The organism is Candidatus Uabimicrobium amorphum, from assembly GCF_009002475.1.
GTDB classification, from domain to species: domain Bacteria; phylum Planctomycetota; class Uabimicrobiia; order Uabimicrobiales; family Uabimicrobiaceae; genus Uabimicrobium; species Uabimicrobium amorphum.
In genome coordinates this window covers 7,340,908-7,356,808 of sequence record NZ_AP019860.1, presented here as the reverse complement: position 1 = coordinate 7,356,808, position 15,901 = coordinate 7,340,908, and the positions used below count along the sequence as shown (strand labels likewise).

At 40.5% G+C, this 15,901-nt stretch carries 10 protein-coding genes and 1 pseudogene; all 11 read right to left on the bottom strand.

The features are described 5' to 3' along the window. Position 1: 1 nt before the first annotated feature. The 11 genes and pseudogenes from lepB to UABAM_RS25560 all read right to left on the bottom strand — a co-directional run bounded on the left by lepB (position 2) and on the right by UABAM_RS25560 (position 15,800). A complete protein-coding gene (gene lepB, locus UABAM_RS25610) occupies positions 2-1,300 on the bottom strand; it encodes a signal peptidase I (RefSeq protein WP_151970846.1) in 1,299 nt (432 codons plus the stop codon). Next, entirely contained in the window at positions 1,297-2,085 is a 789-nt protein-coding gene (locus UABAM_RS25605) for a hypothetical protein (protein WP_151970845.1), read from the bottom strand. Before UABAM_RS25605 ends, lepB begins: the two co-directional genes overlap by 4 nt. Before the next feature lie 14 nt (positions 2,086-2,099). Beyond that, a complete protein-coding gene (locus UABAM_RS25600) occupies positions 2,100-3,671 on the bottom strand; it encodes a serine/threonine protein kinase (protein WP_151970844.1) in 1,572 nt (523 codons plus the stop codon). A gap of 288 nt (positions 3,672-3,959) precedes the next feature. Beyond that, entirely contained in the window at positions 3,960-4,961 is a 1,002-nt protein-coding gene (locus tag UABAM_RS25595; RefSeq protein WP_151970843.1) for a tetratricopeptide repeat protein, read from the bottom strand. Next, positions 4,958-6,463 (bottom strand): hypothetical protein, encoded by a 1,506-nt coding sequence (locus UABAM_RS25590; protein ID WP_151970842.1) that lies wholly within the window; start codon positions 6,461-6,463, stop codon positions 4,958-4,960. Before UABAM_RS25590 ends, UABAM_RS25595 begins: the two co-directional genes overlap by 4 nt. Before the next feature lie 31 nt (positions 6,464-6,494). After that, a complete protein-coding gene (locus UABAM_RS25585; RefSeq protein ID WP_151970841.1) occupies positions 6,495-7,538 on the bottom strand; it encodes a hypothetical protein in 1,044 nt (347 codons plus the stop codon). 108 nt (positions 7,539-7,646) lie between these two features. Next, on the bottom strand, positions 7,647-10,763 hold the full coding sequence (locus tag UABAM_RS25580) for an efflux RND transporter permease subunit (protein ID WP_151970840.1): 3,117 nt from the start codon (positions 10,761-10,763) through the stop codon (positions 7,647-7,649). A gap of 9 nt (positions 10,764-10,772) precedes the next feature. Continuing rightward, the gene (gene nagB / locus UABAM_RS25575; protein ID WP_151970839.1) at positions 10,773-11,567 is read right to left on the bottom strand and encodes a glucosamine-6-phosphate deaminase; all 795 of its coding nucleotides are present in this window, start codon (positions 11,565-11,567) and stop codon (positions 10,773-10,775) included. Beyond that, positions 11,568-12,143 (bottom strand): annotated as a pseudogene (locus UABAM_RS25570) (peptide-methionine (S)-S-oxide reductase); the annotation flags it as partial. 80 nt (positions 12,144-12,223) lie between these two features. Next, positions 12,224-13,042 carry an SDR family NAD(P)-dependent oxidoreductase gene (locus tag UABAM_RS25565; protein ID WP_151970837.1) on the bottom strand — a complete coding sequence of 273 codons (819 nt, stop codon included), beginning with the start codon at positions 13,040-13,042 and terminating at the stop codon, positions 12,224-12,226. A 1-nt stretch (position 13,043) separates the two neighbouring features. After that, positions 13,044-15,800, bottom strand: coding sequence for a protein kinase domain-containing protein (locus UABAM_RS25560; RefSeq protein ID WP_151970836.1), 2,757 nt, complete (start codon positions 15,798-15,800; stop codon positions 13,044-13,046). Positions 15,801-15,901 lie beyond the last annotated feature (101 nt).

Here is a 15,901-nt window from a genome sequence, read left to right as displayed (position 1 = left end):
ATTAATAAATAATTTTTCCGCGAGTAATGGGCCAAAATACAAGAGCAGCACGGCCTATGATGTACGATTGGGGGATAAATGGTGCGTCTTGGCGCGATAGATAATTTTCCAATAGGTTCTCATGGGGAATATCTCTGTCAAAACCGTAAATGTCAGTAAATTTTCGTGTTTTGCCATGTGGGAAGTTTTTTTGATCTCCCTCTATGCTGATTCCATTTTTATAAAAAAAACAAAAACGTTGCCAATCCTTACTATCACGACTGTTAGGTGGGTTGTCTCCTAATGCGAAGTAGTGATGATTGGGTACTTCAAAGCTTGTTAGACCACCAAAAAAATCGCGTTTACTAATATAGTAGATATCACGCCACAGTTGGGCATTTTCTAACTCGAAAGAGCCACTTACTCCCCAGCGAAAAGCTGTGTCAAATGTTATGCGTTGTGCTTGCTGTTGTTTTTGGGAATAGTCGAGTTTCGCGACCTCTTTGCTGTCGATCTCCAAAGTAACCAAGTCGTCGATATTGGAAAACACTAGTGAATGCCAGCTATTTTTTTGCCAGTTGGCTTTGAAGTGAACGGATTGTTTTTTTGTATCGTCTTCACCAATGTATTTGTGAAGTTGTCCCGCTTGCGCGGTATCAATCGTACATAAAAACCGATACTCCCCTTCGCGTAGTTCCAAACGAATGCTTCCTGTATCACTGCGCATTTTGAAACGTATGGCAAAACGGATTTCTCCTACACGCAGGCCTCCGCCCACAGGATATGCGTATTGTTGGCGATGAAAGAAGCGTCTATTATTGATCGGTTCGTAGCGATTGGTGACAACATGCTTGTATTTACACCACTCTAGTTTATTGGTGTTTATGCTATATTGCTGTTTGTCAATTTGCCATTTTTCGCTGTATTGCCAGTTCTCTTTAAAGGGCTGTTGGGGCTGGTATACGGGATAGAGTAGTTGGTTAACAACACTACTAGGTTTACGAGCAAGAATATTGTTTATGTATATTTCACCATTGCGAATGTGTACTTTTTCTCCAGGCAGGCCAATTAAACGCTTAATAAAAATTTGTTGGTTATTGTGCGGGTAAAAAAACACGATGGCTTCCCAACGCTTAGGTTTTTTAAACTCATAGGCGTATTTTTTGACCAATATACGGTCGCCACAGTTCGGGTCGCCAATGAGTGTTGCTTCCATGGAGCGCGTCATTACTTTGAAAGACTGAAAACAAAAATGATGAATCATTAGAGAAATAATGAGACCGTATATGGCGATTTCGGTGATGAATTCTGCTAGTTTCATGTAATAACTTTGTCGATAAGAGATAAAATTCCGTGTAAGAGGGGAAAAAAGTATATGACAACGACAGCGATGAGTTGACTGCTAAAAATATAACGGCGCGTTTTCCAAAAAGAGTCGTCTATTTCTCCGATTTCCAAATAGTGTGCGGCAAAGTATAGTATTCCAATGAGTTCGATGTTGATTGCGATGATGATGATGAATGTGAGAAACGTCGCCTGGCCACGTGATGTTTGTTCATGGAGAAGAGACCAAATGAGAACGGCCATGCCTATACTAAAAAGGGCATCAATGGCCATCGTCGCGTGTTCATCTTCAAAATAGTACGAAATGAACAGCACGAGTGCTGCAGTAATGAGTTGTGTCAGAGCTATTACGATGAAGAAGGTGATCTTTCCAGAGAATAACTGCGGGATACCAATGGTGGCTCCTAGACCACTGGGGAGAAAACATAGAAATAGTATCCATGCTGTCAGTAAAGGAAAAGTTACTGGTAGAGGAATATCCTCTTCTCCCCAACCGAAAAAGTAATCTAAAACTTTCGGAAGTCCCCAGGAAATGATAAGGCAAATAGCACTGAATATAGAGGCCAAAAACCAGCAAACAATGGGAGAGGCGCCTCGTGGTAGCAAGGTGAAATAGTAAACAACACAAGTCAGCGTACTTAAGGCAAATTCTCCATAGTATGTTACTTCCTCATCGAGAAGTAAGACCTCTGCTGCGACCTTTCCCAATGTTATTAGCGATTGCAAAACTATAAATAGTATGGTGATGGATGTAATGCTCATAGTCTATGCTTATATCAGTTGCGTATTTTTGTGAGTAAATACCATCCACACGCCCAACCCAATATAATGGCACTTATGGCCACTAAAATAAACCACTTGTGGCGTTTGAAAAAACGTCGTAGCTTTCGCCACCACATAGGGGTTTCGCGGATAGCAATCGGTTTACCATCTAGATAATTCTCGATATATGTTGCTAAAGCTTCTGCCGAGGGGAAACGATCTTCGACATCTTTGGAAATGCATCTTAGTACAATGTAGTCTAATTCGCGTGTTAAAAGTGGATTTATTTTACTCGGGGGAATTGGGTCGAGATTATTAATTTTATGGTATAGTTCGATACTCGAACGCCCGACAAAAGGTAATTTTTTGGTGATCATTTCATAAAGAATTACCCCTACACCCCATATATCTGTAGTGGCGCGAATGGAGTGATTTTCTCCACGAGTTTGTTCTGGTGCCATGTAAAAAGGTGTACCGATGATGGTATCGCTTTTTGTAAGGCGTGAACGCGAATCCATTATTTTCGCAAGACCAAAGTCGGTAATTTGCGGATGACCTTCCATATCGATAATGATATTTGCGGGTTTTAGATCGCGGTGGATAATCCCCTGCTCATGAGCGTAGTGAATAGCCCGCGACAATTCCGCGGCAATATTTAGCAAATCTTCCAAATCGACATTTTTGCGCTTTTGAATCAGTACGCTAAGAGGCACACCATCGATATAATCCATCGAGAAAAAATGGCGGCCTTTGAAGTCTCCTGCTTCATATATACTCACAATATTTGGGTGTCGTAAACGGCTTGCCGCATCGGCTTCGCGTAAAAATCTTTTTATGCGCTCAGGAGTTTCGTTTTCTTCGTTGAGAACTTTTAACGCCAGAATACGATCGAGTTTTTTATGTCGCGCTTGGTAAACAGTTCCCATTCCTCCGCTGGCAATTTCGCCTAAAATTTCGTAAGCACCAAACTCTTTGGGAAGAGATCTTCCTCTTTTGCGCTTTGGCGCAGGAGAAGCTTGTTTTTCAGCTCTCACATCGCTTAATGCTTTTTGTATCGCTGCGGAGCGGCGTGAGGACGATTGTTTTCCCTGTTCTTCAAAACGACCAGGTGAAAGAAATACTTTGGTTTTTTCTTTCCCTCTTGCTAGAGCCACGATGCGTCTATGGTAAAAAATTTGTTCTGCCGCTCTTTTGAGTTCGATAAAATCTTTACCTGTTAACACATTGTCTTGAACAAGTAATTCTGATGTGGAAAGTCCTTCACGTTTCTTTCCGGTTAGTTTTTTGCGATATTCCGTCACGACCTCTGGAGTAGTGAAGTTTCTTTTTATTGCTATTTGACAAAGTATAAAATCTATTTTGTCTAGGTCGTCTTGGTGTTCGACTCTTTCTGTCAGTTTGTCGATACAAACCGTCAATCCCTGTCCTTCTTCATCGGTAACAAGTCCGTCATCGATGATGGTTTGTAGTAGAGATTTGGGAGAATTGACATGCCATTTCAACAAAATATTGGAAAGATTTTGTGGAGAAACGGTGCCATCTGTCAGTAGCATTCTACTTAATAAGTAATCTTCTCGCCTTGCCATAATTTACTCGCATAAGGTTTACATTCATACAATAACCCCAATTGCATTGCCGATCATAATTTTAAATTTTTTGTTGCTACAACACTAAAGTAATTCTAAGTTGTCATCCCTGGCTTGACCAGGGATCCAGGCAATTACAATTTCAACTTTGTACTGTGGATTCCTGCGAAAGCAGGAATGACAACTCTGGGCTGTTAGTTTCCCGTGGAAGCGGGAATGGCATTGTCCACAACCTCATAACTATGAGTAGCTACATGGTACTTGCAATAGGGCACTTATTCGTGGAATTTAGCTAGATTCCCATTTCGCTGCTTGCTGTTCCATTTGTCGCGCTTTATTTGCGTTTTTCATTAGTTTAAAGCAAACCGCGGCACCTCTATATGCACGTGCCATATCATCGCTCGTTCCCGAATACATGAGAATAACGCGCATGTAGCAAAGCAAAGATTTTTTTGAATCATTTTCTGCGTTACCTTCGCGATAGTAATCACCCATTCCCACGTAGGCAGCACTTAAGACAAACGGGTCCTTGATGTTTTTGTCATTAATGATTTTCAATAGATGACGTTTGGCATCGCGATATTTTTTCTCACCAAGTAAACACAAACCGATGCGTACATTGGCCTTGTTATACATTTTGTGATCTTTTTCCAGGCCACCGATTAGAGACTTATACATTTGGACTGCTTTACCATAAGCCTTGCGTTTTTCCTCGCAAAAGGCTACTTTGTATTTGGCGTCGTATGCTTGGTCTTTCTTTTTGATCTGCGAATAGAATTTCGCGGCTTTAAAATAAGCTCCTGCAGCTCTACGCCAATCTTTGGCAGCAAAAAAAGCTTCTCCTTGGTAAAAGTAACATTCTGGTAGGTAACGTCCTTTTGGAAATTTGCTAATCACGTTTTTGTATGCACTTATCGCGTCTCTGGTTTTGCCTTCTAGACGGTAACTTTCGGCGATGCGAAATAAACAATGTTGCTCTGTCCAATCACGACTTCGCATGGCACGTTGGTAATCTCTACGTGCTTGTTCATATGCTTTTTGCGAAAAATACCCTTCGGCGATCTGAAAATCGTTGGGTACCTCTGATCGCTGAACTTCTTTGACACGGTGCTGTCCGACTTGTTGTTTGCTCCCTGCTCCAGCATCTTTAAAGTAGTATTCTACTTTGTCATAGGTTTCCTTGGTTACAACGACGTTTTTGCGCGTTGTACCATCATTGAAGAAAATGGTGTCACCAAAAACAAAGCTACTAAGTAAAACACATAATAAAATTGTCATTAACTTTTTCATGATTTTGACTTTCCATTAAAATTTTGTTTTTTTTCACACAAACGTCGGTGGTGAAAACAATTGGGTAAACGTAAAGTGTAAAAACAACACCGCTTATGTAGGCACTTGTTTTTAGGACAAAACATATCGGGAAGTTTTTTTTCAAATTCTATTTCTGATAGTATAAGTTCGGTCGTGACCGCAAATGGTATTTGCGAAGGTTCGCGATGTGCTTTGGGAGAACCGTGTATAAGTAATTTCTCTGATTGATGTAAAAACCACCCCGCGATTTCACCTATTGCTTGCAAGTTATCTGTTCTTACGTCCGCAAATTCTTTGTTTATGTTTATTTCTGCCATACGTATTTTGGAAGCTAGACGTCCTAATCTCAATTTTCGTAGTTTTCCAGTGCGATTTACGGATACGCTTATGTGCTGTTTATCTTCGTCGTGAAATACGGTTAAATCTGCTTTATCTAGCCACCTTGCCACTTTGGCAACAGCACCTATTTTTGCCGAAACAACCACCACTTTAGCATCGCGTAGTGTAAAGAGTTGTCTCTTTTCCTGATATTCGGCAATGGCATTGTACCAGTTTTCTTCGTGTGCGACGATATAGTCTAACAATAGAAAAATTTCATCAATGCACTGTGCTAGATCATCGCTGTGTTGTGCATAAAAACCACGAATGATATTAATGAGACTTACCGTTTCATCCATGGGAAACTTGGAGCTTAGCAAAAAACGTTGCGGTTTAATTTGTTCGACAAAATCAATAATTTTTCCCAGAGATTGTTTTTCTTGTAGCTGACAATAGCTAATCACCTCGGCAATAGTGTGCCATTGTTGTGTACCATCCTTAGGTTTGTCAAAGCTATAATTGTATTCTTTTTCTCCATATCTTTTGAAAAGATAACAAGCAAATAAAGTGCGTAGGTGAGCTTTTTTAGGTAAAAAAATAGTGTTCTCGTGAACGCTTAATACGCAAGAATCATTGTCAAAGAAGTCTTCACGTGTTGCGCTGTGTGCATGCTCTATTGCTTCAAAGATCTTGAAAAAAAATGTCGTAATGTTCTCAAACGAAGTTCCGAAATGAAAGGATGCTCCGCGGATTAAGTTCGGAAGCGCCATCAAGTGATCGATTGGATTTCGCGAACGTAAGGATTTTCCCAAGCTATCATGAATTCGTGCAAATTCTAGTAAACTTTCCAGTCGTTCTTCGTCGTGAACCCCTAAGTCTTTTGCGACTAAATTTGCGGCTGACAAAGTTTTTTTTTCTTCGCTGATACTATGTCCGGAGGGGTGTGTATCTAAACGTCCACCACCGATATCTACGGCTAAAATTCCCTCCGCCTCTAATTCGTCAGGAGTTTTACCACCAGGTAATCGTCCTGCGGGGCAAAATAAAATTTTTGCCTCTTGTAAGCCTTGGTAGCGATTGCTACCATACTTTTTGAGAAGATAACAACATAGCATTGCATCTAAATCAGGGTGTTCATGTGTAACTATTGTGTGAAACATCATGATTGTCAGCCTTCTAGTTTAAAGGATGAAATTAAAATACATCTTTTCTCGTTACGCGAATAACGTATTTACCTTTATTGAAAGGCAAAAATGGTATTTGTGAATTTACATCGCGATTGATATCGAAATAGGTCACAAAAGTGGCAATACTATAACGATGTCCATTTCCACTTTCTAAGGTTCCCAGTTTTACGATACCTTCAAAATAACCTTCGGTATCTACGATGGCCTTTGATTGTAATGTCCAAGCATCTTCATACTCACTGCGTGTCATGATATACATGCGCAGTGAATTGCGATCGTCTTCTGGTAAACTGTTGTACTGGGCAATTTTTCCCTTTACTCTAGCGCGTACACGGTCAATCGTACTTTCGGTTTTCGGTTGATCGACAATGACACCCACTTTAGGAAGTGATTCAAAATTGTTATCCCACCACTCGCTCCCGTTGTAGAGTTTATAGCCAATAAATACATTGTAGCCAATTTGTTCGTCTTTGCGATGTACAGAGACGCCGGTCTTACCTCCTACCTTTAGCATGGAAAATGGGCGATATTCTGCACCAAATTGTCCCATAACTTTTTCGTAGGCACGTATCGTAAAGCGCGATACCTTGATCATGGATACCACAAAATCTTTGCGGATAAGTCCGAGACTATTTTTTCCCATATACTCCACAAGTGGTTGGATGTCCACAAGCTCATATTTGCGAATGTCTTCTAAATCAACATTGACATGATGAACACTTTCTAAGCTCGGCCCTACGTTAAAGTTGTCTCCCAAAAATAACTTTAGCTTGTCGAAATCTTTGCGAGTGTATGTTAGAGTAATCGACTGGCCAGTATGTGATTCTGTTTTTTTGCCACCCCAAATATTTTTGATAAAAGTTCCCTGATCAAAGACATAGCCAAGTTTATCCTGCTTTTCATATAAACTCATTAGTTTGTGACCAGTGGCAACTTCAAAACGGTCTCGCTTTTCTTCTTCCAAATCTGGTTTAAAAATCGTACTGAGAAGCGAACACGACGTCAAGAAGATAAAAGACGTACATAAAAATATAAATTTGCGGCTAAACACTATTTCACCTTCCACTATAAATTACCAATATGATGCATGAGATTCATGGGTTATTCTATACGACATAGCAAGCAAGCGCAAGTTTTTTTCAAGCGGTGTAGTTAAACCTTACTTTTTTATGAAGACTCCTGTAATTAGACGTAAAAAAGTATTGCGTAGGTCATCAAAAAATACATAAAATATTGGCACGATTAATAATGTCAGAAGAGTTGACATTGTCAAACCACCAATAACCGTTCTTCCGAGAGGGTAATAAGGTGTGCCTGCAAACTCTGAAGTTCCTACGGCCATAGGGAGTAACCCAAACAATGTTGTTAGAGACGTCATCATGATGGGACGAAATCGCGCAAAGCTGGCTTCTAAAATTGCCTGCGAGCGCTCCATTCCTTCGTTGCGTAAACGATTTATGTAATCGACAAGTACAATTCCATTGTTCACCACAACTCCAGCAAGGATAATATTCCCCAGATAAACCATCATACTAATCGGTGTACTGGTGAGATATAAAGTCCAATATACACCTATAAAGGCAAAGGGAATGGACAGTATGATGGAAAATGGCAGTACGAAGGATTCAAATAAAAAGCCCATGAGTAAAAAAACAAGAACAACCGCTAAACCCATCGATTTCATAAAAGAGTCCTGGTTTTCCTCCAATTCAATAAAACGTCCTTCTTTGTTTATGGTATAACCGCGTGGTAATTTCAAGGTTTTGAGAGCTTTATCTATTTTTTCTCCCAAAATACCTAAATCACTTTTATTGGCGGTAGCGTTGATTGTGTAGGTCGTTTTGCGATCCGTCCTACGTATTGTGGCGAAACCTTTTTCGTATAGTATTTTGCCTAAGGTTCCGAGGGCCACTTCTTCTTGGTCGCGATTATACACCTTAACATCGCGCAACATGTCGGCATTGGCAACGAGCGATTGTGAAAATTGGATCTCGATGGGGATTTCATTGTCGTCTATCTGAAACTGTGAAATGATAGATCCACGTAATGCATAGGAAACGGTCGTTGCTGTTTGCCGTGGAGAAACATTGTAGCGTTCTGTTCTGTCGCGGTTTAGGTAAAGAATAATTTCTTCGGACTGTTCACTTTCTTCTACCCCTACATCTAATAATTCTGGAATATTGACTAGGAGTTTTTCTACTTCTCTGCCTATGTCACGTAAGGTTTCCGGATTTTCGCCGCGTAGTACAATGGGGACATCTCCTTCTTCTTGGTCCCCCCCACCACCACCGCCAGATTTTCGCCAATTACCACGTACGGCAACACCAGGTAACGGCGGAATGAGTTTCTGTATATCTTGGGCGATTTCGTTCGTAGTGCGTTTTATGTCGTCTCCTTTTGTAAACCAAAAACGAATGCGTGCCGAATCATCACGTGAAAAAGAGAGAAAATTGATGATTTCTAACTCATTTTTTTTGGCGAGAATGGCTTTTTCTATTTTAAGGAGAAGTTCACTATTTTTGTTGATGTCTTGGCTATCCGTAAATGAAAAGTGCACACGCATTTCTCGTTGAGAGCCCTGTTGTTGGTTGGTTACACCTATCTTTTCACTTATGTGCCATGTAGAATAAGCGAGTGGAATCAATATAAAACACAGTGTCTCAAAACGATGGGCCATTACCCAAGACAATGTGTGGTAGTAGGCACGACTACTTTTATAGACAATCTTTTCAAAAATAAAAAAGCGTTTTACTGTTTTTTTGCGCTTTTCCATCGTATATACCGCGGGAGGTATAAATACAAGGGCGACAATGAGGGAAGCGACCAAAGAATAACACACAGCTCCTCCCATTTCGATCATGAATATACTATCAGATCCGTCGGTCATTACCATGGAGGGGATAAAAACAACCAGGGTTGTCGAGGTCGCCAGTAAAATAGCAAGCCCCACTTCATTGACACCTTTTACGGCGGCGTCCAATAACGATAATCCGTTTTCGAGATGACGATAAATATTTTCCACGACAACAACGGCGTTGTCGAGCAACATCCCAACGCCCAGAGTAAACCCCATAAGCGAAATAAGGTTTAGCGTACCGCCGTAGGCATGCACCACCACTAATGCCATCATAAGAGAAACAGGGATGGAGAAAGTAATGACAAATGTCATACGTACACTGCGCAAGAAAAAAAATAATACCAGCACAGCAAAAAAAGCGCCCCACAGCAACGTTTCTTGCAAGTTGGTCAATGCTTCTTCGATCGCATCCCCCTCACTGTGCAAAAAAGTAAACGCAAATTTTTCAAAGCGAGGATCTTGTTCGTAGCTGGCAATAATTTTTTTTACTTTGCGACATACCTCTACGGTGTTGGCTCCTGATTCTTTGGAAATTTCGCAAAACATCGCTGGAAGAGTATTGATGCGTACTCGGAAACTGCGCAGACTACTGGCAAGAAATATATCGGCAATATCTTTTAGCTTTATTCCTTCTTTTACCGGAAAGTCGCGAATATCATTTAGCGAGGTAAATTTGCCTAGAGAACGTACCAAAAAGGTTCCGCGATCATCGAGTAGTTTTCCTTGGGTAAGGTTTAAGTTTGCATTGCGCAAACGCTGTACCAGTTGAAAAACATTGACATGATATGCTGCCACTTTGTCGGGAATTAGGTCTATATATATTTTTTTACTGTACGTTCCATGCAACTCGACGTTGGCAATGCCATCTTCTTGCTCTAAACGCATCAGAACCGTTCTCTCGAAAAGAGCGGAATAGTCTACTAGCTGTTTGAGAGACTCTTGGGGACTTAACGATTTGTCTTCATTCTTTAATGAGATTCCCAGATATTGAATGGGAAAATCTTGAAAATTGAATTTGCGAATGCGGTAGCGTGTAACATCTTCCGGAAAATCGACCATCAGTCGTTCCATGCGGTCTTGTAATTGATTGTACATTACATTTAGATCAGCGCTAGAATCAAAAAAAAGTCGCACCCGTGAGCCTGAACTCGAAGAACGCGACCGAATTTTTTTTACCCCTTGAATTGTTCCGGCCATTTCTTCAATGGGGCGTGTAATTTTTTTCTCTACATCGGAAGGGTTTGCGTTGTCATAACTTACGGAAATTGTTAATACCGGCCACGTGATACCATCGGGCATCATTTGTAGTGGAATACTTTTATATGCAATGACTCCGGCAACGCTAAATGCGACAAAAAACATGGTTACAGTTACTGGACGAAATATACTCCAGGACAAAAAAGAACGTCGCTCACTCATAAGATTTTCCTATTTTTCGTTGTGTAATTTTTGCAGTAGTTGCTGTTGCTGTTTGTAAACCCAGTGGTAGTAGTCTTTCATCTGTAAAAACTGCGCCGCTTCTTCGTCGATGATAAAAGTAGTATGCGGATGCATTTGTAAGGCGGAAGCTGGGCACCACGCACTTATTGGTCCCTCAATGGCTTGTTGGATAGCACGTGCTTTTTTTTCTCCAATGGCCAATAGGACAACGCGTTTTGCAAACATAATGGTACCAATCCCCATGGTGATGGCTAACGTGGGTTGGAACTCATCTGCGGAAAAGAAGCGACTATTATCTTCGATGGTTTGTTGTGCAAGTGTTTTTATTCGTGTCTGCGATCCGAGGCTCGATGTTGGTTCATTGAAGCCGATGTGTCCATTGCTGCCAAGACCGAGTAATTGTAAATCAATGCCGTATTCGCGTATCTTCTCCTCGTATTCACGACTTTCGCGAATGGGGTTTTGGGCAATTCCGTTTGGTAGATGTGTGTTTTTAGAGGAAATGTTTATGTATTTAAATAGATGTTGCTGCATAAAATAAGAATAACTTTGTGGATGCTCAGGGGCTAATCCAACGTATTCATCTAGATTAAAAGTAACCACATTTTCAAAAGACAATAGTTGCTTTTGGTATCGATCAACTAATTCGCGATACAATAAAATTGGCGTACTTCCGGTCGCCAATCCCAAAACAGCATTGTGTTTTTGGCAAATGGTTTCCTGGAAAATATCCGCACATTTCTTTGCGATTTGTTGTGGTTCTTTGAGAATAATCACTTCCATTTATAGATCTCTTTTTTCAAGAAAGGCAAGTATTTCTTGTTGTTTTTCCTGTGGCCAATTAAATTTGGGAAATTCAGCTTGTATTTGAGAAAATTTACCATAGCCGCGGATGTAACCATTTACTCTCGCCGCGACAGTAGAACGGAACAATGTTGGCATTAGATCGTCTTTATACACTTTGTAAAAGAGCATGAGCAAAAAAGGCGTGTGCTGCAACCAATATTTTTGATGGTAGTCTTCTGCCATGTAAAACGTAAACTTTTCGATGACTTCGACATACGACACCTGATATTTTTTTTTGTATGCCTTTTGTGTCTCTTGTACGATATGCGATTGTTCCTGTGTATGTGGAAAAATAGCGCTTTTGTATTGTCGCGAATATGGTGGACGGTCATGGCGACGACTTTTCCAAAAAACTTCGAGCAGGTCCGCGAAAGAAACTACTTGCGAATCGTAGTCCACTTCAAGTGTTTCAATGTGGTCTCCCATATTGCGATACGTTGGATCATCGATAGTTCCTCCGGCATAGCCTACTCGGGTACTGACAACTCCAGGGATACACCCAAACTGGGCATCAGGACCCCAGAATCAGCCCAAGGCGAATGTCGCTGTTTGTATACTGCTTTTCGCAGTGGTATCATTGACAGTGATAATGTTCATGTTTTTTCCTTACTTTTTGCCCATTTGGCACCAATAGCTAGACAACGCAGAACAACACTGGGACAAAGACGATATAGCCACCAAACGAATCTGCTAGAAAAGGGAAGCAAGATCACTTTTTTTCCGCGCGCAACTTTGCGTAGCATTAAAAAAACAAAGCGGTCCGGACTCATTTTCGGTATTTTTCGCCACATTTGTTCGACAAATTCTTCCGACATACCGACATATTTACTATTATGAACGATTTCGGTGTCGACAGCACTGGGGCATACCATGGTAACGCGAATTCCGTATTTTGCTGCTTCAAAAGCCAAAGCGCAAGAAAAGCCTACGATTGCGTGCTTACTCATCGAATACACCGTTACATCGGGAAAGGGAATGAGGCCTGCTAAACACGCAATATTTATTATGTGGCCTTGTTTTTGTTGTAGCATTTTTTGATATACCAGATGTGTTCCGTGGATAACACCTTTGATATTGGTGTCGATGATTCGATACCAATCGTCGATATTTAGACTTTTTATTTCTCCCGCAATTCCAATACCGGCATTGTTGAATAAGATATCTATGCGTAAAAACCTAGCGTAAATCTTTTCGATGACTTGCGAAAAATGATCAAAATCAGAAACATCGCATGCAAATGCTTGTTGCAAATTTTGGTTGATTTCTTGTATCGTTTTTTTGCAGGCATCGTAATTTATATCAATGGCAATCACAATGGCGGAGGTCTCTTTGCCTAGTATTTGGCAAACGGCTTTACCAATTCCTGAGCCTGCACCAGTTACCACGACTATTTTGTCGTAAAAATATTTCATCTTAACGGATTTTATCTAAGGCTTTTTGAGCTTCTTTTCCTGCACGTCCTTTTAGTAAAGCTTCGAGTTCAGGAATAAGTGGCACTGCCATTCGTCGCATGCGTCCAGCACAAATGGCTCCCCATTTACGAACGCTAACATTTGGATCGCGTAAAGCTTTTTCGAGAAGAGGTATGATCGTTGGGCATTTATAATCGTTTTCTGCTAAACCACGCAAGATCCACTCTTTGTCTGTTTTTATAGCGCGGTTATAAGCGTCTTCCAGCAAGTACTGTGTTGTTTGCGCATAACGCAAATCAATTTGAGCAAAGGCTTGCTGCGCATATGTATTGACGTAACTGTTTTTTTCCCGCAGAAGCTCTACAAAATATGCAGAGTTCTTTGGATGTATGGGGGTTATGCGCCCTAATATTTCATATATATCCTGACGCATTTCAATATTTGCTTTGCGCAGTTTGGGTACCAACGCTCGAATCCACTTTTCTTCATTATTGATTTCTTTTTTCAGAAAAGAAATCGCCAATCCGCGATTATATGAATTGTAATCGTCGAGAAATTCAATGGACAATCGAATAATATTTTCTTTGTCCACAGCAGAGGAGGCCAATACCTTTTTCAAAACCAGACGTTTTACATGAGTGGTACGATTTCTTAAAAGTTTGGTGAACGTTACGAAATTATTTTCAGTTAATTTGATTTTTTCTAAAATGGACTTTGCTTTATCGCGAATGTGACTGGAAGCATCAAATGAGGCGATAGACAGTAGACTTTCAATGATGGGGTTTTCTACTTTTTCTAATTTTTCCACGGCATCTAAACCTTGCCGTCTCTTATCAGAAAAGCGATTTTGCAACATTGCGAGAATTTCATCACTATCCAAGTTTTGTAATTCACCACCATTTATTTTTTTGCGAATCGCGGCGATGGCATCGTGTGCGTTTTCACTAATTACGGCCTCATCACGCCATGTTAAACGCTGCAATAGAGGAAGTACGTTTTTGGCCGATTCTCCTAACTCCGCCGCTTTTTTAATGGCGAGAACACAAGTTACCTTGTCATTACTTTGCAAGTCCTCGATAAGCTCGGCAATAATTTGTTCTTCCGCCTTAGCGTTTGGATCAAACATCGAAGGTACCTTCAAATTTGAAGGTACAAGCCACAAACTCATAAATATTGCGATGCCAATAAAATATACATTGGCGCGATCGCGATGTTTACCCCACCATGTTTTCAGACGATATGAATAAAATCCCCACTTTTCATCGTGATGATCATTTTGTAGTAAAGAATTGATCTCTTCCTTTAAGTCATGCAATGTTTCGTAACCGTAATCGGCACGAGTGTCTACCGATTTTAAGCAAATAAATTGCAATTGTCGCGGGATGGTTTTTTGTAAATGTTTTGGAAAAGATACTTCTTGTAAATCGGAACGTCGACGCAGTTTATTCATTGTGTCGCGGCGTAGGGCTGCTTTACCGGTGAGTAACTCAAAAAGTATATAACCTATGGCTACTAGGTCGTTGCGTTTATCTTTTTTGGAAATACGCAGTCGATTTGGCAAAGCAGAACTTAGTTGCTTTAAGCCATTTGCAGGTATGTGCGTTGGCTTGGTTTTCCTTACCGCAAATCCCATTATTTTTGGACAACCTTGAGGGTCCATAAATATATTTGACATCGACAAATTTCCGTGGCGAATGTTATAACTATGTGCATATTCAATCGCTGTGATCAGCGCTTGCACTAAGTATAATTTTTGTTGAATAGACAGATCATTCTCTTTGATATACATACGTAGAGGCGTAATTCTATCTACAGCCATGAACACAACGGTGTGTCCCTTGTGTAGCCCAATATCCTTTACGGGCAAGATATAGCGATGGCGTAATTTTGCCAAAGACTGAAGTGTGGATACACTGGCAAAAGAATATTGTCGGTGTAAGATAAGCGCTAGATGTCGATCATTCGTGTTGCGATTTTGGCAAAAATAAAGATTTCCGAGTCGATTGCGTGCATATAGTCCTTCAAAACGATATTGGTAAGCGATGCTCGAATTCATTGAGGTCCGCGAAGTTTGTCGTAGATGTGGATGTAAAACATGGGCATTATTTACCGGTACTTTTGGGGGCTGCGAATTGTGTATTTTCGAATCTTGAGAGTGCGGGACGTTCTGTGATGGGGGTGTCACAAACTCATTATTAAATAAATCTACCTGCTTTTCCTGTGGTTTCCATAAGTTATTCTTGGCGGGTTTTTCGCCAATATGAATTATTTGTCTTTGAGATAGTTTTTTCGGTTTTTCGATATTGGGTTGAATAAAATCATTTTTGGATAGAGGCCCTCTTTCCTCTAATCCCTCATCATAAACAAAGTTTTTCGCATCGGTGATAATAGCTTTCTCACACGATAAGTTCTCAACATTAGCACCTATCCAAATGGCATTGCTGACCTGCTTTTTTAATACTTGTTTCGCAGGCGGAGCTACCTCTAATGATTTCATTGTGGAAGATATTTTTGGTGTGAGTACTAAAAAATCATCGGGAAGTATCATTTGCCTATTCGCTACAACGATCTCTCCCACTACTTTGCATTGGTATACGGGAGATATTTTACTTTGTGCCGTATTTTTTTCTTTCGCAGTCCACAATAAATCACTAATATCTACAACTATAATTTCTGTTGTTGCAAACGAGTGCTTGGCAACTTCAGATCGGGTATCCATGTTTTGAATGGAGGCCAAAAAACGATTATTAACGGGCATTTTAGTATTATTCCCTTTTGCTTGAATGGTAGTTCTAAGCTCGAAAAACAGATGAGGGTCCTATTGTAAATAAGTAAAAGCTGCTGATTTATGTATTTAAT

What these genes read in the sequence shown, in the direction of transcription:
- UABAM_RS25565 (WP_151970837.1), bottom strand. Translation starts at nt 13,042, where the DNA reads ATGAAATATTTTTACGACAAAATAGTCGTGGTAACTGGTGCAGGCTCA.
- UABAM_RS25590 (WP_151970842.1), bottom strand. Translation starts at nt 6,463, where the DNA reads ATGATGTTTCACACAATAGTTACACATGAACACCCTGATTTAGATGCA.
- UABAM_RS25600 (WP_151970844.1), bottom strand. Translation starts at nt 3,671, where the DNA reads ATGGCAAGGCGAGAAGATTACTTATTAAGTAGAATGCTACTGACAGAT.
- UABAM_RS25595 (WP_151970843.1), bottom strand. Translation starts at nt 4,961, where the DNA reads ATGAAAAAGTTAATGACAATTTTATTATGTGTTTTACTTAGTAGCTTT.
- UABAM_RS25580 (WP_151970840.1), bottom strand. Translation starts at nt 10,763, where the DNA reads ATGAGTGAGCGACGTTCTTTTTTGTCCTGGAGTATATTTCGTCCAGTA.
- nagB (WP_151970839.1), bottom strand. Translation starts at nt 11,567, where the DNA reads ATGGAAGTGATTATTCTCAAAGAACCACAACAAATCGCAAAGAAATGT.
- UABAM_RS25560 (WP_151970836.1), bottom strand. Translation starts at nt 15,800, where the DNA reads ATGCCCGTTAATAATCGTTTTTTGGCCTCCATTCAAAACATGGATACC.
- lepB (WP_151970846.1), bottom strand. Translation starts at nt 1,300, where the DNA reads ATGAAACTAGCAGAATTCATCACCGAAATCGCCATATACGGTCTCATT.
- UABAM_RS25605 (WP_151970845.1), bottom strand. Translation starts at nt 2,085, where the DNA reads ATGAGCATTACATCCATCACCATACTATTTATAGTTTTGCAATCGCTA.